The 25,001-nt window shown below is 32.0% G+C and carries 16 protein-coding genes; 1 reads left to right on the top strand and 15 read right to left on the bottom strand.

From position 1 onward, the window contains the following. Positions 1–2: 2 nt before the first annotated feature. The 7 genes from bsdtw1_RS02840 to bsdtw1_RS02810 form a co-directional block, all read right to left on the bottom strand. Positions 3–1,190, bottom strand: a complete 1,188-nt coding sequence (locus tag bsdtw1_RS02840) for a MalY/PatB family protein (protein ID WP_183276087.1) — start codon at positions 1,188–1,190, stop codon at positions 3–5. Continuing rightward, positions 1,180–2,034 carry a DUF3737 family protein gene (locus bsdtw1_RS02835; RefSeq protein ID WP_183276086.1) on the bottom strand — a complete coding sequence of 285 codons (855 nt, stop codon included), beginning with the start codon at positions 2,032–2,034 and terminating at the stop codon, positions 1,180–1,182. The genes bsdtw1_RS02840 and bsdtw1_RS02835 overlap by 11 nt, the downstream gene beginning before the upstream one ends. Positions 2,035–2,516: 482 nt before the next feature. Continuing rightward, on the bottom strand, positions 2,517–3,686 hold the full coding sequence (locus bsdtw1_RS02830) for an iron-containing alcohol dehydrogenase (protein WP_183276085.1): 1,170 nt from the start codon (positions 3,684–3,686) through the stop codon (positions 2,517–2,519). A 62-nt stretch (positions 3,687–3,748) separates the two neighbouring features. Then, a complete protein-coding gene (locus bsdtw1_RS02825) occupies positions 3,749–3,964 on the bottom strand; it encodes a hypothetical protein (RefSeq protein WP_244638102.1) in 216 nt (71 codons plus the stop codon). Between the two features lie 235 nt (positions 3,965–4,199). Next, positions 4,200–5,036 carry an MBL fold metallo-hydrolase gene (locus bsdtw1_RS02820; protein WP_183276084.1) on the bottom strand — a complete coding sequence of 279 codons (837 nt, stop codon included), beginning with the start codon at positions 5,034–5,036 and terminating at the stop codon, positions 4,200–4,202. 107 nt (positions 5,037–5,143) lie between these two features. Next, the gene (locus bsdtw1_RS02815; RefSeq protein WP_183276083.1) at positions 5,144–8,026 is read right to left on the bottom strand and encodes an alpha-L-rhamnosidase; all 2,883 of its coding nucleotides are present in this window, start codon (positions 8,024–8,026) and stop codon (positions 5,144–5,146) included. Positions 8,027–8,142: 116 nt separating this feature from the next. After that, on the bottom strand, positions 8,143–9,519 hold the full coding sequence (locus tag bsdtw1_RS02810; RefSeq protein ID WP_183276082.1) for an MFS transporter: 1,377 nt from the start codon (positions 9,517–9,519) through the stop codon (positions 8,143–8,145). Positions 9,520–10,028: 509 nt separating this feature from the next. On the opposite strand from bsdtw1_RS02810, the gene bsdtw1_RS02805 reads away from it, so the two are divergent. Beyond that, positions 10,029–11,084 (top strand): AraC family transcriptional regulator, encoded by a 1,056-nt coding sequence (locus bsdtw1_RS02805; protein WP_183276081.1) that lies wholly within the window; start codon positions 10,029–10,031, stop codon positions 11,082–11,084. A gap of 137 nt (positions 11,085–11,221) precedes the next feature. Here the strand turns inward: bsdtw1_RS02805 and bsdtw1_RS02800 are convergent, their stop codons facing one another. The 8 genes from bsdtw1_RS02800 to bsdtw1_RS02765 all read right to left on the bottom strand — a co-directional run bounded on the left by bsdtw1_RS02800 (position 11,222) and on the right by bsdtw1_RS02765 (position 24,968). After that, entirely contained in the window at positions 11,222–12,121 is a 900-nt protein-coding gene (locus bsdtw1_RS02800; RefSeq protein ID WP_183276080.1) for an ROK family protein, read from the bottom strand. A gap of 67 nt (positions 12,122–12,188) precedes the next feature. Further along, positions 12,189–14,828: a family 78 glycoside hydrolase catalytic domain gene (locus tag bsdtw1_RS02795; protein ID WP_183276079.1), complete on the bottom strand. Its 2,640-nt coding sequence runs from the start codon at positions 14,826–14,828 to the stop codon at positions 12,189–12,191. 105 nt (positions 14,829–14,933) lie between these two features. Next, positions 14,934–16,217: a PTS sugar transporter subunit IIC gene (locus bsdtw1_RS02790; RefSeq protein ID WP_183276078.1), complete on the bottom strand. Its 1,284-nt coding sequence runs from the start codon at positions 16,215–16,217 to the stop codon at positions 14,934–14,936. Between the two features lie 145 nt (positions 16,218–16,362). Beyond that, positions 16,363–16,677, bottom strand: coding sequence for a PTS sugar transporter subunit IIA (locus bsdtw1_RS02785; RefSeq protein ID WP_183276077.1), 315 nt, complete (start codon positions 16,675–16,677; stop codon positions 16,363–16,365). Further along, positions 16,678–16,983 carry a PTS sugar transporter subunit IIB gene (locus tag bsdtw1_RS02780; protein WP_183276076.1) on the bottom strand — a complete coding sequence of 102 codons (306 nt, stop codon included), beginning with the start codon at positions 16,981–16,983 and terminating at the stop codon, positions 16,678–16,680. Positions 16,984–17,095: 112 nt separating this feature from the next. Beyond that, positions 17,096–17,392 carry a PTS sugar transporter subunit IIB gene (locus bsdtw1_RS02775; RefSeq protein WP_183276075.1) on the bottom strand — a complete coding sequence of 99 codons (297 nt, stop codon included), beginning with the start codon at positions 17,390–17,392 and terminating at the stop codon, positions 17,096–17,098. A 43-nt stretch (positions 17,393–17,435) separates the two neighbouring features. Further along, positions 17,436–19,400: a BglG family transcription antiterminator gene (locus bsdtw1_RS02770; RefSeq protein WP_183276074.1), complete on the bottom strand. Its 1,965-nt coding sequence runs from the start codon at positions 19,398–19,400 to the stop codon at positions 17,436–17,438. 342 nt (positions 19,401–19,742) lie between these two features. Then, on the bottom strand, positions 19,743–24,968 hold the full coding sequence (locus bsdtw1_RS02765; protein ID WP_183276073.1) for a CehA/McbA family metallohydrolase: 5,226 nt from the start codon (positions 24,966–24,968) through the stop codon (positions 19,743–19,745). Positions 24,969–25,001: the final 33 nt, after the last annotated feature.

Here is a 25,001-nt window from a genome sequence, read left to right as displayed (position 1 = left end):
CATCATATAATCCCTGTATTTCCACAAACCTTTTTATATAATTCAATTCCTCTTTTCAGACGAGTAAGGCCATCCTCCAAACGTGCCTTTGGACATGCAATGTTCATTCGAATAAAACCTCTTCCAGATTCTCCATAGGATTGGCCGTTAGAAATATATAAGCCTACTTCACTACGCAAAAACTCGCATAGACAGGTTGTATCCTGTGCAATTCTGCTACAGTCAATCCACAAAAGATAAGTTGCATTGGAAGGAACCAGATATAATTCCGTTAGCTCAGATACTATGAACTTCTCTACAGCTCTTTTGTTTTCTTCTATATAGGAGCGAAGCTCGTTCAGCCACTTTTCTCCTTTAGTGAAGGCTGCAACTGTAGCTTCCATGGCTATTGCATTTGGTTCAGCCACTTCATCTGTATTTAATGCCTTATTTATTTTGTGCCTTAGCACCTCATTGGGAACTACAACTGCTGCGGTCTGTACTCCAGCTATGTTGAAGGTTTTTGTAGGTGCAATACATGTGATACTGTTATTTGCACATATTTCTGAAACAGATGCAAATGGAATATATTCATGCTGCATATCGGTCAAATCACAGTGAATCTCATCTGATAGAACAAGCACATTATGTTTAAAGCATAGTTCTCCAATCCTTTCTAATGTCTCTTTATCCCATACCTTTCCTATAGGGTTCTGAGGGTTGCAGAGAATCATCATGGTTGTTTGTGGATCAGAAAGTTTATCTTCCAAATCCTTGAAATCAATACTGTATTGTTTTCCATCATATAGCAGTTTATTCTCCACGATATTTCTGCCATTATTCACAATAGAATTAAAGAAGATATTGTAAACAGGCGTCTGAACCAGTATGTTTTCCCCCACAGATGTCATTTTTCTAACAGCACTAGATATAGCAGGCACAACTCCTGTGCAAAAAATCAACCATTCCTTATCTATATGAAAATGGTGTCTTCGATCCCACCAGTTACTAATGGCTTGATACCAATCCTCAGGAACAATGGTATAACCTAAAATTCCTTTTGCCACCTTTTCCTGAATTGCCTCTATAATTTCCGGAGCAGTTTTAAAATCCATATCCGCCACCCACATAGGTAGCACATTTTCATTCACATCCCATTTCAGAGAATTGGTATTACGTCTGTCCGTTAATGCTCTAAAATCATATTGCATACTTTATTTCCCCCATTACGATCTGTGTCTTATTAGGATCTATCTTTGTTTCATCCATAATCAGTTCCCCTATGCCTTCTGCTCGGATTATACCGCCAGACGGGTTCATAACACTATCAATTTCACTACAAATCTGTACATCAACTGTAGAATATTCAAATGCTAGAGTAGTATTTAACACTCTACAATTTTTCATCACAAGATTGTCAATATAGCATAGCCCCTGTAAACTCTCAATGGTGCAGTTTACAAAGGTTAAATTCTTAGAATTCCATCCAAGATATTCCCCTGAAATAAAGGAATCGTATACTGTTACATTTTCACAGTTCCAGAATGCATCCTTTGACAGCATCTTTGCATTATGGATTTCAATGTTTTTTCCTCCGTCAAATGAATAGTTCCCTACCAACTGAAATCCATCAATTTTAATATTTGAACTGTTCATACCAAAGTAATCTCCCTTGGCTGTTACATTTTTGAAAGAGATCTCATCGCAGTTCCATAAAGTCTCACCAGCATTAGGTATGTTTACATTCTCTAATTTAATCCTTTTTGCACGCCTAAAGTTCTTAGGTGCTTCAATTATAGTATTAACTACTTCAATATTATCTGTATACCAGATTCCGGAACGAGCCATTTCAGACAAAATGCTGTCTTCTACAACAATGTTATTGCAATACCATAATGGGTATTTCCACTTAAACATACTGTGATCTATTTTTATATTCTGACTCTCTTTTAAAGGAGATTCTCCATCAGCAAAGGTGGAATAAGAAACCTTCAAATCTTTACTATGGAATAATGCTCTTTCACCAGTGAGCAACTGTTGTTTTATTAGCTTCATAATTCTACTCCCCCATTTTTTATACAATTATTTAAAACTTCAAGTTTTCATCCAGTGCTTATTATAGAGCTACTAACTCAACTATTAATTTGTACAGGTAACCCCGCCCCCAGAAATCGAGAGTTTCGAACAAGTATAAATTAATTTTCTATACAGGACTTTTTATACTAATTAATCATATCTATACCCAAATGATAAATGATAAAGTTAACTTTAGGTCAATACCTAATTTTAAAAAAGCTCCTAAAATGTAATAGTAAATTACGTAGTCGAATTGGACACAGTCCATGGCTCAAATCGCAAAAGGAAAGTAATTATAAAAATGCTTTTTAGGGTCTTTATGAAAAGAATTTCTGATCAACGCTGTACTAAAATTTTTTATTGTCTAACAATATTAATAGCACACCATCTATCTAATGAAATTAGACAAAGGGTGTGCATTTTTATAGCTGGACTGCATCCATTTTAAATTTATTTAATCCTCAAATCATGCTATTTTTCAAAATACGGACAATCTCATCCTGTGTCAACACCTTGTATCCACCTTCAAAGATAAAGGAGCCTTTTGCAATACCGTCAAGCATTTCCTCAGTCGCACCAAGATCATTTATATTCATCACTAAGCCAATTTCTCTCATATAAGCTTCCATTAGATTAAGTCCCTCTACAGCGACTTGTTCATCTGTTTTCCCTTCGGGATTTACATTCCAGACGTTAGTTGCATAACGTTTGAACTTTTGAAGACCGTATGGCATTATGAATCTGTAATATGCCATGGAGATTGCTGAAAGTGTCATTCCATGTGTTGCATCTGTATAAGCACCAATGGACTGCCCAATCATATGAACCATCCAATCTGTTGACTTGCCTTTCGCAACAAGAGTGTTAAGTGCCCACGTTGCAGTCCACATAATGTTGCTTCTTGCTTCGTAGTCTGTTGGATTCTTAACTGCAATCCTTGAACTATGAATCAAAGACTTTAATAAGCCCTCCATAATGTAATCAGAAGTATTATCATCTTCATTACTGAAATACTGCTCCAATATGTGCGACATAATATCAAAGAATCCTGCTACCATCTGATATTGAGGTACGGTATAGGTTAATACAGGGTTCAGAATAGAGAATTTAGGGAACACATTATCACCAAATACATGACCGATTTTTAGCTTTGCAGCATGGTTAGTAATAACAGATCCTCCGTTCATTTCAGAACCAGTGCCAACCATTGTTAAAACGCATCCTACTGGGATGATTTTATTATCTACATCTTCCATTCGCAGATAGTATTTGGCCCATGGATCTTCCTCACAATGTGCTGAAACCGACACAGCTTTTGCATAATCACATACTGAGCCGCCTCCTACTGACAAAATTAAATCGACATTGTTATCCTTGGCTCTCTTACAGCCTTCATACAGCTTTTCCACGGTTGGATTTGGCATAACTCCTGCATCCTCAAAGACTTCTTTGCCGTTATCATTTAGAATTTTTACAATCTTGTTATATAAACCGGTGCTTTTGATGGATCCTCCACCGTAAACAAGCAACACATTCTTTCCGTACTTTGGAAGTTCTTCATTCAAAAAATTCAATGAATCCTCTCCAAAGTATAATTTCGTAGGGTTTGAATAAATAAAGTTTCCTAACATTTTATTGTCCTCCTTATATTTTTCAACTTAAGACATTATTGCACTTACAACCATTAATTCTATTAATAGTTTTTAATTGAAATCAATTGGATCAAGGTAATTGAAATACCAAATGCAGCACCATACGCATACATGGTGTTTAATAACCCAGAATTAGCTACAGAAATATTCAGTGAAATAGCAACTTTATCTAAAATACCATTAAATACAAAGGCCATCATTGCAAGGACAAAGTTCATCAATGCAAAAAACATTAAAGTAAGACTTGTTTTTTTCATTTTGTTCTCCTTTGAAAATAGTTAAAGGTAATATTAATCATAATTATTTGTAGCTACAAACCTATCATAAATGGTAAAGTTAACTTTATGTCAATACTTTATTTAATGATTTTCCCTAAAATGAAAAACTAAATTCTTGATTATAAGTTTAAAACTTGCAAAAAACACAAAGGACAGCTTAAACCACTGTACCTAGTTTAAGCTGTCCTTACTACTCTTAATTAATAGAAGGTTTTTATTTAAATATTTTTTCTCTTGAATAAATTATATTGCCAAAACTCCCATCAATCCGGTCAAATTGCTCATTAACTTTTTTAGCAATATATGCTCTTTGTCCCATGAAATCAAAAGGTATATCATCAGAATTTCCTTCTCTAATATCTACACATAATTGAATTATATTGTTTATTAGTTCTTTTGGTGCATCCCCTGTACCATGAGAAAGAAGTATTCTATCGAACATGCCTTCTGTTTTTAATAATAGGTTTTTCATAGATTTTTCGTAACTGGATAATCCAAATGAATTTTTATCAAATAGAAAAGTGGCTTGGTTTGCTGCATCTCCTGTCATTAATACTCTCTCTTCTTTAAAAAGAATTGCCATTTGACCTGGTGTATGCCCTGCAGCATTATGAACTTCTAGTGTTATTCCACCAAGATTGAAGGTGGTCCCGTCTGTTAACTGCTTAAATTCATATGAAGCTTTTGTTTTTACGTAATCACTATCTTTTATTTTATTAAAATCTTTAAATTGAGACTTCACATAATCTTTACGTAAATCCAAATTATTATGTTCCTTGTAGACTTGATCATCAACATGATTCATGTATACATCATCAAAATTTGCTGCCCCGGAGGCATGATCTACATGACCATGTGTTAAAATCACTGTGATAGGATTACTCGTGAGCTTTTTTACGTATTCGCTTAAATCTCCAACACCTGTACCTGTATCTATTAGAACAGATCTATTATTCCCTTCAACCAAATACATCAACTCACCTGTGAGACCAAAAATTCTTATTATCCTTTCGGAAACTTTTTCAGTTCTAAAAAATTGTAACTGTTCCATTATTCTGAGCCCCCACTTCGATATTGACTTTCTTTCTCCTTATATTTAATTCATATATATTAGGAATGCTGTAATTATTCTTAGCATTCCTATTTAACAATTTCTATTTAAATTTTTGCCCTGCATTTACTTAGTTCTTCTGCTAAAGAATCAATTTGATCTTGTTTTAAAATAGATAATGGGCCAAAAATAGGATTAGCTGTTAGTGGCTTATTAAATGATAAATCAAGTAGTTCTGGAATTTCCCTAAAACTATCAAGTTGTGCACCTATATACTTTCGAAGTATCGCTATCCCTTCTTCGCATGCTAGTACATCTTTTAAAGAACTATTTATATTTAAATAAGGGTAGTAATCACAAGATGGTTTACAGATAACTTCAATTTTACCAGCCTCTACTTTCATTACTACATTATTATCTTTTTCTTCTATCATTAAAGGTCTTTCTCCATTTATTATGACATCTCCAAGTTTAACATCTGGAAGAACTATCTCTGCCACGCAATTAAATGGTATTTCAAAATTATATTTTATTTTATTCTCGTCCACAAACTGCCAGCCATTTTTGTAAGTTCCTGAAACAGATTTATAAGTAATAGAAGCATTATTCATATATCTGAATGGTTGAGGCTTAATAAAGGCTTTCTTAAATCCTGGTTCATCAATAACTGGATTTAATCCACATATGTCTCTTGCTATCCACTCTACTACAGAACCATAAGCATAGTGATTCATACTGTTCATTCCGGTACTGCTCACTGAACCATCTTCATTAACTGAATTCCATCGCTCCCAAATTGTAGTTGCTCCCATATTGACACTATAAAGCCAACTAGGAAAATCTTCATTGAATAATAGCTTATAAGCAAAGTCGTTTGCACCTACATTAGAAAGAACTCTGCTGATGTAAGGTGTTCCTACAAACCCTGTATCTAAATGTGATCCTTTATTAACTAATTTCATCTTTAAAGCTTCTGCAACACGTGTACGATGTGTTTCTGGAAGCAAGTCCATAAATAACGCCAAAACATGAGCAGTTTGAGTATCTACAGAAATTTTCCCATTTGGAGTCACATATTCCTTACAAAATGCTTCTTTTATTTCTTGCTGAAGCTTTCTATAATAAACTGCATCCTCCTTCTTTCCGAGAGATTCTGCAGCGTCTCCAATCAATCTTACAGAATAATAATAGTATGCAGTTGCAACATAATATTGATCAGTGCCTCCGTTAAAAATATCTGTTTTATCAGGATTATCTAGAGCCAGCCAGTCCGCAATATGATTTCCAGTTTGCCATAAACGCTTCCCGCCATCTGCTTCATCTTGTCTTATTATATAACCAACCCAGTCTTTCATGATTTCATAATGCTTTTCAAGCATTGCTTTATCCCCAAAGAATAGATAAGTTGTCCACGGAACAATTGTTGCTACATCACTCCAAGCACTTGAGCCATGGCCTGTTCCAACTTCTCTTTGATTCCTAACACGGGGTATAATCACAGGTACTGACCCATCAATCAATTTTTGTTCTTCTCTAAGATCCCTCATATATTTATTATAAAATGCTGCTGTATTAGTAAAAAAGCTTGCTGTGCCTGAAAAAAACTGAGCATCTCCAGTCCATCCCATTCGTTCATCTCTTTGTGGGCAGTCTGTTGGAACATCTACAAAATTACTTTTTTGCCCCCACTTTGCATTTAAAATCAAACGATTTACTCTTTCATCAGAAGTTTTTATTTCTCCTATTTCATCCATATGTGAATAAATAGCATATGCAGTAAAATCATCTGGATTTACATCCATACCCTCTACCTTTACAAAACGAAAACCATAATAAGTGAAATGAGGTCTTACATGGGCCTTTTTACCTTTTGAAATATACTTATACTCTGCTTTTGCACTTCTTAAATTATCTCTATAGAAGCAGCCATTTTGAAGAAGCTCTCCATACTGTATTATTACTCTTTCATCTTGAGGAATATTGACATCAAATTCCACCCATCCTGCCATATTCTGTCCAAAATCTAGAACTATTTCTCCTTTTGAAGTAATGAGTTTTTTAGGTCTAAAAGTTTCATGTTTTACTATTGGAGGACTTAAACGCTCTGACATAGGCCCAATTTTTAATTCAACTGGTTTTACACCTAACCAACTATCATCATTACAATTATCTTTTGACCAGTCTGCTATTTCTAAGTTTGCATTATAATACTCTCCGTCATAAATGCTACTTTCAATAACTGGTCCTTTGTGAGATTTCCAAGTTTCATCTGATGCTATAACAACTTTAGTTCCATCTTCTTTTGTTATTACTAGTTCACATATTAACGCCATTCGATCACCATAAGTATTTTCGAACCCGCCTAGCCCAAAACGTCCAGAGAACCACCCCTTACCAAGCATTGCACCAATAGCATTCTTTCCAGATTTTAAGTATCTCGTCACATCAAAAGACTGATACTGCATCCAACAATCATATACAGAATAGCCAGGTAATAGATATTCATCTGATATTTTTTCTCCATTAATCTCAATTTCATAAATACCTGCAGCAGAGGCATAAACCCTGGCTGACTTAATTTCTCCATCTATCAAAAAAGACTTTCTTAAATATGGATGAATTCCGTTGTCTAAATCAGGTGTAACCCATATACCTTTCCACGGATCATTCAATTTCCCTGTTTCAAATGTAGCTATCTCACTTTCAGCAACTTCCCCATTATCTCCTGTAACTTTCACTTTCCAATAATAGCAAGTATACGGCTCCATTTTAATATCTGGTCTAAAGGAACGGCTGTCTGCGTCTTTACAATTACCACTGTCAAACACTATATTTTCTGGTTGAAACTTATCACTTTTACTAATTATTATTTGTGCACTTTCCTGCTTCTTTGCCTTAGTATCCTCCACAACCCATGAAAGATTTAAATCACTTATATCATAACCAATCGGATTTTCAAAATGATTAGCTCTTAATCTAACAATTTTCATAATCAAACTTCCTTTTCTATACTAAAATATATGCTTTACTGTTCGTTAAAAAACAATGACCGTACCTCATTTCCCACTTACAAAAGTACGGTCATATTTAGATCTATAAAGTAGATTTAGTTTTCAGCATCTCTTTTGTGTAAATCCCCTACGATTTCATTATATTTCTTCGAGTCTAAATCATAAAATAACATAAAGATTATTGCTATAACTGCAAATATTGCTCCACCTATATTATATAAAAATGATATTCCATTTAATGTTGCTGGTGATTGTGCTGCGTTTGGCATATATCCAACTGCAACCAAAGCAGCTCCAGCTATATATCCTGCAATACCTGAAGAAGCTTTCTGAGTAAATACAAAAGTAGAAGTTATTATGCCCTCTGTACGTTTTCCAAATTTCCAGTGAGCATAGTCAACAGTATCCGGAAGTATTCCCCATACTAATGGTACAAATAATCCTGATCCAATACCAAATACAGCTGTTAAAACAAGTATTGCAGTCAAATTATTATATCCAACAAAGTATTGAATTACGTTTGAAATAACAACTATAGACATACCTAGAATTAAAGCATTCTTCTTCCCAATCTTGCCAACTATAACTGGAACAAGAAGAATTGTGGCGATTAAAGGCAACATAGAAAGTAATCCCACTGTTGGTATTAAATCTGGTCTTTTAACAGCATATATTAAATAGTACATTTGAACATTGTTTCTAATTGTAAAGCCTGACATAAAGAATACGAAAGCTCCAACTAGTAATAATAAATATTTGTTTCTGAATATAATTGGTAAAGCATCTTTCAATCTTACTTCTTCAACTTTTTTTACAACAACTCTTTCTCTTACTTTTGAAATCCAAAACAAGTAAAGTGCTGCAGCAATTACTGCAAAAATTGACATTGTAAGAATAAAGCCTTTAGACATATCTTTTCCACCTAACATCTGAACAAATGGCATCATTCCTACTGCTACAATCATCATTCCAGTCATACCTAAGAATTGTGCATAATTGTTAAGCTTAACTCTCTCCATTGGTTCCTGTGTAATTGCTGGTAATATTGCCTGACATGGCAATGTTGCAACTGTAGTTGCTATCATAAATCCTATATATGTTACATAAGCATATACTACTTTTCCTGAATCTCCAAAGCCTGGTACAACAAAACATGCTACTCCTAGTACACAAAACGGTATAAAGCCAAACATTACAAACGGTCTGAATTTCCCCCACTTACTCTTAGTGTGATCCATTAAATAACCTATAGTAAAATCACAAACTGCATCCACTAATCTTGCCACCAAAAATAAAGTTCCTGCCACCATAGCATTTATTTTAAATACATCTGTATAGAAGAACATTAGATACATATTAATTGACTGTATCATTATATTTGCAGCAAATCCGCCTCCGCCAAATGCTAGTTTTTCAACAAAGGATATTTTACTGGTTTCATTAACTGCGATATTCTTATCTAAACCTTCCATTATAATACCTCCATTACATACTCAAAGTTTACTATTCTTGAAATAAAAATTAATTTATGATATTTTATTTGTAAGTTATTAATTTTTGGCACTCATGTTATTATTTGAACTGAGTGTCTTTTTTTATTATATAATTTCTCTTTATAGATTTTTTTATTTAGCAACTAACCACCCATAGGATGTGCGCAATACCCATGGATGAAAATACATTTGAAAAGCTTTTCATGTAAACATTTTAACATTATATGATTATTATTTTAATGACGTATTTAAACATGTTGTACAACCAAAATCAAGCTTATATTTATTTAAGTATATTTTTTATTTGGTTTGTTTTTTAATTGTTTTTATGCTAAATTATTAAAGAGTTCCTATATCGAAACTTATATTTATACTTGTTCGAAAATCCCGGCTTCTGGGGGTTTTCGAACAAGTATAAATTAATAGTTGAGTTAGAACTCTGTATTAAGTAACTGAATCAACAATTAATATATAACTAGGGTGATGTTATGAATTCTTCTGAACTTGATTCTTTTTTACGAGAATATACTTTTTATGAGAGATTTTTATTAAGCAAAATAAATCCTAAAGATATTAACTCATTACAAAACTTTATAAAAAATAATTATTTTGATGAGAAAGTTATGAAGAAATTCGATCTTTTCGATAGTTCGTCTATAGAAGATGCTTTAATTAATTCTCAAAAACCTTTTAATAATAGAACTATTTCTAACTTAACAGATGATATTACATTTGTATGTCATCCTCGTTTTGCTGAAACGCCAGAGCATCATCACAATTATGTTGAAATGATTTATGTGTATTCCGGTGAGTTTCATCAAACGGTAAACGGAAACAAAATTGAAATGAAAAAAGGTGAGTTTTGCTTATTAGATACTAATGTTGTACATTCAATTGCACAAACATCTGAAAATGACATCATTATAAACTGTATTATGAGCAAAAAATATCTTGATGATATTTTAATAAATCGCCTATCTGGTAATGACTTAATTTCAAGCTTTTTTATTCATGCAATTTATCAAAGTAATAATTATAATGACTATATTCTTTTTAGATCTGAAGAATCCGAAATACTTGGTAAACTGATGGAATATGTCCTTTGTGAGTACTTTGATAGCTCTCTTTGCTCCAGCGAAGTTATTAACAGTTATATGGTAATAATTTTTTCTGAACTTCTTAGAGTATTTGAAAACCAATCAAATTCTGAGAATTATGGTTTGCTAAAAAACACTAAAATTACAGATATAATTCTCTACATACAAAATAATTGTAAAGATGCAACTTTAGCTTCTGTTGCAGAACAATTTCACTTTCATCCAACCTATTTAGGTTCGATAATAAAAAAATTTCAAGGAGATAATTTTATATCTATATTACAAGATGCAAAGTTAAAAAAAGCTTGTTTTCTCTTAAAGAACTCTGATCTTTCAGTATTAGATATTTCCAAAAGCATAGGATACGAGAACACTAACTTTTTTTATAAAATCTTTAAAAAGAATTATGGATGCACTCCTTCTGAATATAGAAAAAATATAAGATAAATTAACTTATGTTTAAATAAAATATGACTGTGCTTTTCTTTTTAACAGAGAAGCACAGTCATATTTTTATTATAGGCGCTGTTAAAGCATCGTTTTGAGCATTGCCTTATTATAAAGTAAATTTACATATCAACTGATCAATTATATTTTATTAGATAATTGTACAATGCTCCAATTAAGTTTGAATCATTGTAGAATTTGCAAGTAGTTACTTCTGGTTTTATCCCTATATTGGGATCTAATTTATCGAAATGTTTTTCAATATTCGCTTTTATATATCTAATTAATACCTCTTGGTCGCTTATTCCTCCGCCAATTGCTATCCTCTCTGGATCATAAATATATTGCAAATTAAAAAGCTGCAAAACCAATCTATAGCAGTAATCATCTAATATATTAAGTACATCTTTATCTCCAGTATTTGCATACTGAAAAACTTTAACTCCATCTACCTCTTCTATTGGTAAGTTTTTAATTTTCGCCACTGGAATACACAGTCCAGACACACCCGCTTGTCCAGCCCACATATGAGAATACTCGCTTTGGAAAGCTGCATTATTAGTAAAAATAAAACTAAACTCTCCTGCAATAAAATTTTTCCCTTTATGAAGCTTTTTGTCCTTGATTATTCCTCCACCAACTCCTGTGCCTAATATGACAACTATTCCATCCTCACAATCCTTAAGACTTCCAAGCCATACCTCTGCTAAAGCTGCACATTTTCCATCATTCTCTACTGTAATTGGTACTGGACATCGTTTTTGAAGTAATGCTACGATTTCCTTATCTGTATTATATTCTAAACTTCCACCAGTATATAAATATCCACGATCACTATCTATACGCCCAGGCATACTCATAGCTATCCCTTTAACTCTGTGCTTATATATATCATAGATTTCTCCAACTGAATTAATAAAATTCTCTATTTTATCCACCGGAGTAGGTACCTTCCCTTTTTCAAAAAACTCTGCTTTTTCGTTCATAACTGCATATTTTATAGATGATCCACCTACATCTAAAACTAAAAATTCCATATAATATACTCCTTATTTTACATATCGAGTTTTATGCATACTTAGTTCTTTTATATTCATATTGCTACTAGCGTAACCTTAGGTTAACTCTTCCATTACAAGAAGATATCTCAATATAAATAGAATTTTCATCTTCTTTTATAAATTCAAATTCCTGTACAAAATTCTTATATTTTTTATCTAAAATTAGCAAACATGAACTTAAATTGCTAGGTATTTCAATATGCCATAATATTTCATCATTATCTTTCATCCAATTGCTTACTATATCCCCTTTTATAGATTTATATTTACAATGAACAAAATCAATCTCCTCTTCAAAATATGGTTTGATAAATATCTTATTTGCCCCATATGACTCTTCAGCAATGTTTATTCCAGCCAATCCTTGATAAAACCACTGTATATATGAACTATACATTGCATGGTTGTCTGATCCAGGCTCCCCATAAACAAAATACTCGCTTAAAGTACTTTGCTCTCTCTTAAGCATACTATAAAAAGTATTTTCTCCTCTTTTGCTAATCCATTTATAAACAACATCTTGGTAACTATATTTGTTTAGAACTTCATAGGTCATAAACATTCCAAAAATACCACAAGTTATATAATAGTTATTATTCTTTATTTTATCTGCAAATTTCTTCGCAAGCTTTTGAGGTTCCCCATCTAAATTGAAATACAAAGCAAATGCATAGCTAGTTTGGCTATCATCTGCATAAGTACCATCTTCATTCTTATATAAACTAATTATTGATCTTTTTACTTCTTCAGCTTTAGTTCTATATTCTTCGTAATCATCTTCATTTCCAATTATTTTTGCAAATTCACATAGCAAATATATGTGATAATAGTAGAAACAACTTGCCGTAAATCCAGCAGCAGGAGCCACTTTTCTATTATCAACCTCAACTGCATCAGTACTTCCCCAATCACCTAAGCAGCATTTTGATAAATACTCAAGACCAAGGCCAATTAAATAGTCCACTTGATTTTTTACATACTTATATTCACTTTCTATAATTTTTGTATTTCCATAGTATTGATACATTTTTTTAATTATATAAGAATATACTAATTGCCATCCCAGTGGTCCTGCTCCATCTCCTGTACCATTGCTTTTTATCCCCATGTATGGTGCTGTTTCTGTAACTCCACCATTTTCTCTTATGTCATATCTAAAATCTCTTATTACTTTTTCATATAAGTTTTCTGTATCAAACATAAACATTTGTGAAGCTGATAGACATACTACATCGCCACCATATCCGAATCTCTCTCTTGCACAATCTTCAAAAAGTGAATGTATATTATTTAATTTTGTGTTCCTAGCCACCTCATATAATCTATTCAATAATTCATTTGAACATTTAAACGAGCCTGCTTCCTCCAATTTTGTATGCACATATACAGCCTTAATATCAGTAATATTCTCTATTGTTATTCCTTTAACCTCAACATACCTAAAGGAATGATAGGTAAATTTATTAACATAATGTGTTTTTCCATCATTTAAAATACATAAATCTCTTTGATCTGCTATTTCAGGTGCTCCAGGTCCACCTGGTATTTGAAAATCGCCAAAAAATTTCCCAACAAATCCTGCTAAAGTTGAAATTACATTTACTGTGCCATCTGAATTTAAGTTTTCTCCATATATCAATTGCACTTCTTGTCCAGCTTCTCCAATAAAATTAATATCAATAAATCCTTGCACTGTTTCTCCAAAATCTATCAATACGTTATGTTTTTTATTTATGCTTATATTTTTCGGTTGAACAATTTTAGCCTTTTCACTTTTCTCGATAAAGCTAGCCATTAATTTTCCACCTGGAGATGTAGTTAATACAGCATTTTCCCATTTAACATCTAAAGCGTTAAGCCCCTTCCATGTTTCGTTAGCAAGTCTAGCGTCAAATCTTTCACCTAAATATATATTATTAAAAAGATAAGGACCTTTAGATACTTCCCAAGATTCATCTGTTGAAATATTAACTTTTTCATCAGCTTGTGTATTTATCTTTAAATCTGCAATTAACTTAGTTTCCCCTATATCTAATACATCTCTGAGATTGTATTTTCCAAATAATTTTAACGGTGCTGGATTATACCATCCATTTCCTAACTCAACTGAAATTACGTTGTCACCATTATTTAAAAACTTACTAACTTCATAAACATCATAGTAAACACCTTTTGAATACTTTGTCCAATCAGTATTTAATTCAGATTTTCCAACTTTTATTCCATTTAAATACACATTATAATATCCTAATCCCACTATATATAAAAAAGCTTCCTTTATCTCATCGTTAACATTAAATTTTTTTCTCATTAAACAGTTTCTGTTGTCCTTATAATAATCAATCTCATTTTCTAACTTTTCTCCATCTGATATCCATTTACCAATAAAGTCACCAAAAAGCGCTGTCCTGAATTTTGTACTTGTAGTACAATTATCAGATTCACCCCATAACTTTATTGTCACTGTATATTCTGTTTCCGGCTCAAATTGTAAATCCTTTAGATAAATTATATTATCAGCAGAATTTACCTTTTTACTTTCATAAATATTAATATCTTCTTTATCTATAATAATTTCATAGCTTTTTTGTCTTTTATCTGCTATCCAGCTTATTATTAATGAGTTCGAATCTACCTTTATACATGAATCCTGATTATTAACTCTAATATTACTTATATTCATACTTATAATTCCCCTCCACATATCTCGCGTATTATCTTTATAACAATAATAAGTTCCCATCTTATTTGAATGAAACACCTATAAGATAGGAACTTATTTTATAAATTATACTATTTCCAATTCTGCTTTTCTTTCTTCCTCAACTGCCATATTATCAGCGATCTTAAAGAAAGGATACCAACATACGAATCTAAATAATACTGCTACAGCTTGGAATGCAGCAATTCTCCAGCTTCCTTGTATAAATCCTGAAAGAATTACTGGTGTACCTGCTGGTGTACTTACACCAGCTACTGGTGGAAGAATTCCAGCAACAGTTAAATAATAAGCTACTGCCATTACAATACCATCCAATAATACATAAGGTATTGCAAATACAAGATTCATTACTAAAGGAGTACCATAAGCTAGTGGTTCGCCAATTGTAAATAGTGCCGGAACAAAAGCAACCTTACCTAAAGTTTTATATCTTGCACTTTTAGCCATAAATGCTAACATAAATGCTAGTTGTATTAAGTTTCCTGCGCAATAAGTAAAGAAGAAAGCCATACCAGTAATATTAGGTAAGTGTTGTCCTGATGAAAAAGCAGCAAGTTGTTGGGCATCCATTGCAGCCCATATTGGTGCTACTACACCTAGAGTAACAGCATGTCCGTGAAGTCCAAGGAACCATAAGAATTGAGCTAATACAGCAACTATAATGACAGATCCAACTCCTGAACCTAATGAAGTTAAAGGTGCTTGCAAGAATTTATAAATTAACACATGTATACTTCCGTAACTTGTCATACTAAATGCTGCTGATATAACGGAAAATATTGTTAATATAATAATACCTGGAATTAAGCTTGAAAATGATTTAGCAACAAATTCTGGAACACTGTCAGGTACTTTTATAACAATGCCACCTTTGATAATAGCTACATATAACCTAGTACTTACAAATGCAACAATCATTCCAGTGAATATTCCCATAGCACCTAACCATTGATTAGAAATAGTAAATGCTTGTCCAAGGGGACCCATATCTCCTAGAGTATAAGGTGTAAGAATAAAGAATGATACCATTGATATTAATCCAGCTGGAAATGCATCCACTTGAAAACTTGTAGCTAGTGCATAAGCCACCGCAAATGCAACAAGTACTGCCATAAAGTTATTTGTAAAATTTATAGGTACATCAAAATATTTTCCTAGACCATTGCTAACAATAAAATTTTGGTATGCTGGTATCGGAAATATTTTAAGTAAAGTTGCAAAGGCACTCATTATTGTAGCTGGTAATATTAACATCATACCTTTCATTACTGCTTGCAAATATTTATTTTGCCCAATTGCACTTGTTAAAGGTTGTATCTTTTCTTGAACCTTGTCTAAATTAATAGCCATTTAAATTCCCCCTATTTTTTTATATATTATTAATATTTTAAATAATAATATCTTTAATAATTATTCCATTCGGAAACCTTTTCATTGTTTTTATACGATTACACAATCTGCATGGGAATATAATCCCCATATTTTAAAAGTGTTTTTACCTAGAGTTTGTATTTCTATAAACATCAATAAACTCTTGCGCAATAATTTTAAATGCATCAGCACTCATCAATTGATCTTCAGCGTGCATCAACATCAAGGTTGGTACAACTGCTTTTCCATTTGCCTCCTGCTGAATCAATTCGGAGTGTGCATGATGACCCTCTATAAAAACCTTTGCACCTTCTTCTATAAGAGAATCAGCTTTTTCAAAATTACCTTTTTTAGCTTCTCTAATCGCTTCAATATAATTGCTTCTTGCTTCTCCTACTGCAGATATTATTTTGAAACTTATTAATTCTATTCCGTCCATTTATATATCCCCTAACACTTGTTTTGCTCTATTTATAACTTTTCCACCGTCCATCATTCCGTATACCATCATATCAATAACTTCCACTGGAATCGGCTTTACCTTTTCTTTAACTTCACTTAATAAATACTTCACTTGTGGCCCTAAAAAAACTATATCTGCACCTTTAGTTACATTTGAAGCCTCTACTGCCGCATATGCATTTATTTCACATTCATAATTTATCTTTTCAGCCGCTTGCCTCATTTTAGTTACTAGAGCACTTGTAGACATTCCTGCATTACATAATAATACTATTTTTCTCATTACTACTACCTCTTTCTGTAATTGAATTATTTGCTTTGCTTTATGTACTTATAATAAGGTATATTGAATTATATTTTAACTTAATAAAATGCCACATAACTGCGGCATTTTATTAATAAACTTTTATATTTTTCAAAACCTTTTTTACATCCATAATTCCATAATCACTTTCATTGATTAAAATTGTAGGAATATTGTAATCACTACTCATTTTGGAAACATCTTTGAAAGCATATTTTACTTGAGGAGCAAGTAAAACAATATCAGTCTTATCTATATATTTTGATAATTCGAATAGTCCTATGGATGCTACTATATAGTCTAAATTCTGTTCCTTTATCTCTTTTCGTAGTGCTCTCACAAATATGCTCGATGACATTCCTTGAGAGCAACAAAGTATTATTCTCATTTAAATTCTCCTTAGAATAATTTAAATAAACTGCTAATATCTATTATTTAAATATGCTATCAATTGTATTTTCTTTTTCCTGAATAGCCATTTCTTTGATAATGCGCTTAAATGTATTTAAAGTTGGATTTTTCTCTAATTCAATCATAGCTTTTTTATTGAAGACTAAAGCAGTTATACTCTCATTAAATAAGCTTAGGGATTCCGTACTATCTTTTTGTGTACTTATTAAAAATATAAATTTAACCTGCTGCTTGTCCCATTTTATTACTTTCTCAAGCATACCTATTGCTACAAAAGTTGAATCTGATATAGGTTTAATTGGATGTGGCAATACAATATTATTTCCAAATTCAGTAGATGCCATTTCTTCTCTTTGCATAACTAACTGATAAAAATCTGGTGGTATATCAATTACTTTTTTAATTCCATCACACATATTTCTAAGCACTTTTTCTTTTGTAGACCCTTTTAAATCCTTGAAAAACAATTCGTCTTTAAAATACTTATTTATAAATGAAAAGTCATTTTCTGTTTCAGTAAATATATTTTTTACTAAATCAACATCTTCTTCAGTCAAAAAATATTGTACGTTAATGACTGGTATTTGAGTGTTAAAATCAATTGGAACAGTAGATATAATATAATCATATTTACTTTGATCTATGTCTAATAACTCATATAGCTTTGCTACTCTTATATCATTTATATAATTTTTAAATTTTTGTTTTAACTTATATAACAATATTTGTGAACTTCCGGCTCCACTTGCACATACAACGATTATATTTTTACTCCTTATTTCTTCATGAAGTCTTTCAAGCGCCAAAGCAAAGTGTAATGCAATATATCCAATCTCATTAACATTGACATCATACTTTTTTATTTCTTTTATAATACTTCCAACATAAAGGGATATCTCAAAAGCCAACGAATTTTCATTTTTTATTTTATCAATTAGAGGATTTTCAATAAAAAGCCCATACTTTAAACGGTTCATCATAGGTTGAAAATGTAGTGCTAAACAAGTAAATAACTCGAAGTTTTGTGAAAAGTCCAACTTAAAATTTTGTTTTATATGCTCAAATATATAATTCAATAAATCCTGGGTTTCTTGGCTAATTAATAAAGTATCATTACTGAATTGCATTGATTTTTTCCCAAGTAAATGAATGGTTATATAATATATTTCTTTTTTAGGTAGTTTAACTTTAAATTGATTTTCTAATTTATCTATTAGCATACATGCTATTTTAAATTCTTTTTCATCTTCTAAATTTTTATAGATAGGGTCTATGATTTCATTCTCTATTAATTTATCTACCCTCATTAGTAAAATCATTATGTGTATTACAAGATTTCTAAATCCTATATCTGTCAATGTAAAATTATTTTCTGTTATTGTATCGTATAATAATTTTTTAATGATTTCTTTATGCTCGTTCTTTTCCGTGTTCAGTACAACTGAGTCATATAAATCCGTATGAAAATAATATTTTGAAATGCATGACCTTTTATTAAATTCTTCTCCAATAATTTTCATTCCGTAATTAGGCTTATTTTCTATATCTAAATGATAATACTCAAGTCTTTCCCTAACTTCTTTCAGATCATTTGTTAAAGTTGATCGACTAACAAAAAGTTTCTCTTCTAATTCCTCTATTTTTATATATTTATCAGTACTTAGTAATAATTTTATTAAATAATTAATTCTCTCTTCTGGGTAAACTGGAATTAAATGTTGATCTTGTGTTTCTTTTTTTATAAGATCTTGTATAAATTTGAAGTATAAATCTTGATCAAATATTTCAAAATAATATCCAACACCTGGTTTTGATATCAATTTAACCCCATTTTCTAAGAAAGTTAGCTTGTAATTTTTCAAATCATTTCTTAATGTTCTTGGTGCTATTTCTAAATGCTCACATAGCTCTTCACTTTTCATTGGGACTCTACTATTTGAAAGCAACTTAAATAATTTCAAAAACCGTTTATCGTTTAAATACATACACTCACCTGCCTATATGTGTATTATATATTATAAGTTTTCTTACTTCATCGTTAGTTTCACGTAAAGTTTGGCCACATTATTGTGGCAAAATTTTATTAGCTGAATATATTTTAATACGTTATAAAAACTTTTTTAATGACTTATTTAAACATCTTATATAACCAAAACCAAGCTTTATTTTATATTGTACTTTTAGCTAATATTATTTCTGTTGAAGATGTATTTACCAAGAAGAAGAAATATAAAGAGTTGCCTTTAAAAGTAAAAAAAGAGGCTATTCATAACGCATATAGATACATTATGAAATGGCCTCTTTAACACTTTTGTATAGATTAATTATTAACTTGATGCTTTTTGTTTTCTTCTATATCCAATTACAAGAAGATAATATCCCATAATTACAGATAATACTCCTCCAGTAATTAGGATAGAAGAGCCTAATATTGAGCCTGTAATAGGAAGACTTCCTGTTACACTGGACTCAACTACGAAATAATCACTACAGTGATTTGTAGTATAAGATACATACCCATCACTATCAACCTTAACTTTACTTTGAATTATATCATAAGTATTTTTATCTGAATAATACCTACAAACATCAACTATCTTTCCAGCCCAGTCTTTCCCTATAAATACTTTAACTAAAGCATTTCCTGGTAACGGACCGTCATAGTTAAATGTAAATGGAGCTATTAATGCATCTTTTCCTGTCACTTCCTTTACCTTTGCAGTCTCCCTTGCTTTAAGCTCTGTTGGAACTACCTTTAACGATAAGTCAATATCACCCAAAACATCTTTCTCTATGTCTTTTCCATTAAAAGTCCAACTCACATTTTTTCCAATAAAGGTAACTTGTTTATTCTGTTCTTTTATTGCATTAAATATCTCTTTGCTAACAATCGGAGAATTAGTTACATCTATCACTGGTACTTGAATATCATACTTAATAGCATTCTTTATTGCCTCTATTACTGAATCAGTGTTATCATTTGATATTTTTGTTGGTATCGCAGCTATTTCCTTTAGCTCTATAATTTTCTTTTCAGCTGCAATAAGCGTGTTATAGTTTGCAACTAAAGCTTTCTGTGTGGTTGTAAGTGCATCATATACTGTTCTTGCAGCCGTTACCTTACTTTCATCTAAAAGTGTTAACGATACGGGTATTGCAGCTATCTTTTCAACAACTGAATTTGCTGCTATTTGATCTGCTTTTGTTGCTTCATTTTGTGCTTTTATATCAGATATCTTCTTTTCTGCTGCTATAAGAGTATTGTAGTTTGTAACTAAAGCTTTCTGTGTGGTTGTAAGTTCATCATATGCTGTTCTTGCAGCTGTTACCTTACTTTCATCTAAAAGTGTTACTGCTGCTGGTATTGCAGCTATCTTTTCAATAACTGAATTTGCTGCTATTTGATCTTGTGATTGTCCTGCTTCTGAAACCAGCTTAATCTCACTTCTGTCACGCACTCTTAATCTATTTCCATCTGGGTCAGTAGATGCAAGTCCTATTCCACTAATAGTATTTCCAACTTTAGCAATTTGCTCTAGCTTTGCACTAGTAGGATCAGAATAATCTATATAACCATCTATAAATAATCTTGCTTCTACTCCAGTTTGGTCTTTAACGTAGATTGCTGAAACAACACCGCTAACTGTAACAACATTAGTTACTATACCCTGTACCTTTAGCAGTTTTCCTCCATTAACATCGTCCATTGCAGCCTTAGTAGATACAAAATCAGGGTCCAAAGGATTATCATTTTTATCTGTTACTTCAATATTTATAACCCTTAATTCTTTATCTCCAAGATATTGATCTAATGTACCTGTTACCTTTACTTTTTCTCCAACTTCTATATCCATACCTGAAACAGGATAAATGTTTATTCCTCCAGTTTTATCCTGGATATATATAGTATCAAAAAATGCATTTCCGCTTTTAGTCCCTGCAGTTACTGTACCTTCTACTTGAAATACTTGACCAAATACTCCTGCCCTCACTTGATTTATTGGAGTAGTTGGCATAACATTTTTTACTGAGTCAAGAATATTCATCATAATGTTATAATTACTATTTTGAAGTTGTCCGTAATTATCTAGTGTAGCTTTAATTTCAAAGTCTGAGAAGAATACTGTTCCTCCAACAAATAGTTTTCCACCACCAGAAAGTGTTTCTGTTGCTAAAGCAACTACATTGCCCTTTCCAATACTACCTTCTTGAGAAGGCATTGCTGATGCAGCATTTGCAACATATGAACCACCTAACTTATCATTATCAGAATCAAAAGCATAGGTTGTTGGAGTTCCCTTTACTAACCAAGTTGCATTACTGCCTAAGGTTATAGAAGATCCACTATAGAAGCTATAGTTTTGTTGTGCAACCACTTTATCTAAATATGGAGAGTTTGTATTATAAACATTCATAGGAACACGATATGGAGTTCCTCCTGCTTTTCCAGGTGGATTAACATTAGGATTATTTTCATAATCTACAACTTCATCATCATTAATTCTAGAAGTTGCTCCTATAGCTGCTAAAATTTTATTTTGCTGATTTGCAGTGTGATTTATTGAGTCATCCCTACTATCCTGATAATCTGCAAGTCCAGTAACAATTATATTACCGCCTCTTTGTACATATCTTTGTATCACTGCAATTTCCTCATCAGTATATGGAGTTGCACTATAATTCACACCTGTATTCTTATCTGATCCAGCTTTTTTAGCTGGAGGTGAAAGGATTAATAGCTTAGCACTCTTTAGGGCATCATCAGTAAGTTTATCCTTCTGAACGATAATGTTTATGTTTTCATTATTAGCAAGTGTTGTAAGATTCTTTGTATTTCCTGCATAATAACCATTTACATAATCATTATAATGAGATCCATCAACTACAACGTTAGTAACAACTGCTGGATCAGCCACATTAAGCTTTAATACATCAGTGTATATTTTATCCACACCATTAATTGTAGCTACTAGCTTCACATCTACATTATATTTTCCTGCTGTAGTAGGAGTATAATCAAAGGAATAAGCTCCTGTTCCTAATGAGTTAACATCTGCAATTGACGCAGCCTTGTTAATCACATTACCATTGATAGAATATTCAAGACTCTTAACCTTCAAAGGAGAATTTTCATTATTGTACAAGTTTGATGTTATTGTCATTTTTGTATCTTTTATTGGTAAAGAAGTACTACCAGTTGTTGAGCTTATACCACTCTTATCAGTTTCACTTATCCATACTGGAGCAGTAACTGCTATATCCTTATCTGCTTCTACTACTTTTATATAGTAGTAAGAATAATCCGCTGGCAATTTGAACTCTAAAGAATCCTTACTTGTTGTAAGTGTTTTACTTTCAAGTTCCTTTCCACCATCCACTATTACCGAAACCTTACCTAATGCTTCTTTATCTGGGTCTTCAAGATCAACTTTAATATCAACAGTACTTGGTTTACTATCAAGAATAGTACCCATAACTTCATCATTAAGTGTATATTTTATTTTTAAATTATTATCTTCTGTAGCATACGTACGTCTATTTCTTATTGCGTCGTAAATATTGTCTCTTGTTAAGCTATCTGCGAGCACAACCGTTCTAGCCGTATTAGCATCTCCCCACATACCTTTATGATTATCTTGGTTATTAGTTGGAGCTACATGCCATCCTTTTTGTAATGCTCTATCATAATAGCTGTAAGATGGAAAATATCCACTACTTCCTATAGGGCCTTCTCCATTTCCAACTTCTATTAGTGTTATTAATTTATCAATTTGAGGATCATAATTAGCAAAGTCTTTAAAATCACCAAAGGTTGTACCTGGATGATTGAATTGAGATACTGAACTTGGAAATTGTTTCAATACGTTATAGTATTGTTGTAATCCATCTGCATTTTTGTACTTTTGAGTATCACGACTTTCAAAGCCTGGAGTATCAAAAGTATTTATATGACCTGTTCCATCTGACCATGTCATTTCAAATGCATAAATTCCAGCAAAATTAGAATCTGTGTATTTATCAGCAGCCTTAAGTCCGTTATTCCATTTTACACTCTTAGAACCATCTGCCATTGATGAAGCGCTTCCATTATCAAAAGAATTAGAGTGGTCTGTAACAGCAAAAAAATCTAATTTTGCTTTATCTTTTGCATGAGAAAATGCATCATCAAGAGTTCCTATCCCATCTGAGTTTGTTGTATGAGAATGTAATTGACCAAAATATATATTATAATCGCTGATGTTTTGAGCAGGATTTATAATAACGCTATAAGGATTTTTTATATCCTTTGGGTTAGTAGATATATTTTTCCCATCAGTTGCCTGTATATAGTATTCAAATCCTGATGTCTCTAGCTTATCATTTGGAATTATTACACTATATGCACTATTATTAGCTGTCATATCTACTGAATTATAATCAGTTTGTCCTTTTGTTCTATAAAATACCTTTGCTCCAGTAACTGACATATTATCAGTTATTATTGCATCAATTGATAAGTCCTTATTCTTAGCATTTGATGTAATTGGAGTATGCACAATTGTTGGGGCAATCAAATCTTCAGGGTTAACTGTAAACTTTATTGTGCATGTTGCTGTATTTCCTTGATCATCAGTACCTTTAACAGTAACAACAGTATTTTGAGCTGATGTTACTGAAGAATTTCCTGATATTGCTATACTCTTTTTATCATTTGCTAATACCACATTTACTACATTCTCTGGCGTAGATGTTGCATTAGAAAGAGTAATTACAGCATTTGCATTTGTATCAGTAAATAAATCTGTTGCACTAAATGCTAATGGGTTTTCTCCAACTGCAATTGTTTGATCTTTGATAGTCTTACTATTTATCGGATTATTTTGAGCCACTAAAGATGTTGTTTGTCCAGCATTTACAGTATAAGTACCGTAAATTGGTGCCTTCTTAACACCATCAGCACCGTATATCCCTAATGTAATGCCTTCTCCATTTTTTACTGCTACCTTAAATGTTTTATTTCTATCGATTACAGCTGTTCCAATAATATTGCTGCTTGAATCTCTAGCTTCCACTACATCTCCTGCAGTGCCATTGATACTTCCTGCAATATACCCATAATCCGCAGTATTAGTTATTGGAGTTATTTGTCCAATGGTTACAGTTTGTACTGATGAAGTTCCCACTGCTGCATATTTTTTTATTCTCAAGCTAACTGCTGTTATATTATCACCAATATTAGAAGCCTTAACTGTATTCACGCCTATAGCAATTGGTGCATAACCTCTAGTTGGTGACCAAGTTCCATCTGTTCCCTTAACAGTTCCATACATATTACTTCCGTTATAAATACTGAATTTAGGAATACCACCATCCGCTAAATACCCATCATTAGCCTTAGTAGAAATTGCAAATTCTTCATTCTGATAGACATACATTGGATATACAGGCATCTGCATTCCATTATCATCACCAGCTGCATAAACTACTTTAGTATAATTAGTTAATAGATTAGAAAATACCATAAAAAATGTAATAACCAAGCTAAAAATTTTACGATTTCTTTTTCTTACCAATAAAATCTCCCCCTACACCTATCTTAAACACTT

Source organism: Clostridium fungisolvens, from assembly GCF_014193895.1.
GTDB classification, from domain to species: Bacteria; Bacillota; Clostridia; order Clostridiales; family Clostridiaceae; genus Clostridium_AR; species Clostridium_AR fungisolvens.
Note: the sequence above shows the minus strand (reverse complement) of the source record. Positions and strands in the feature narration are given on the sequence as shown.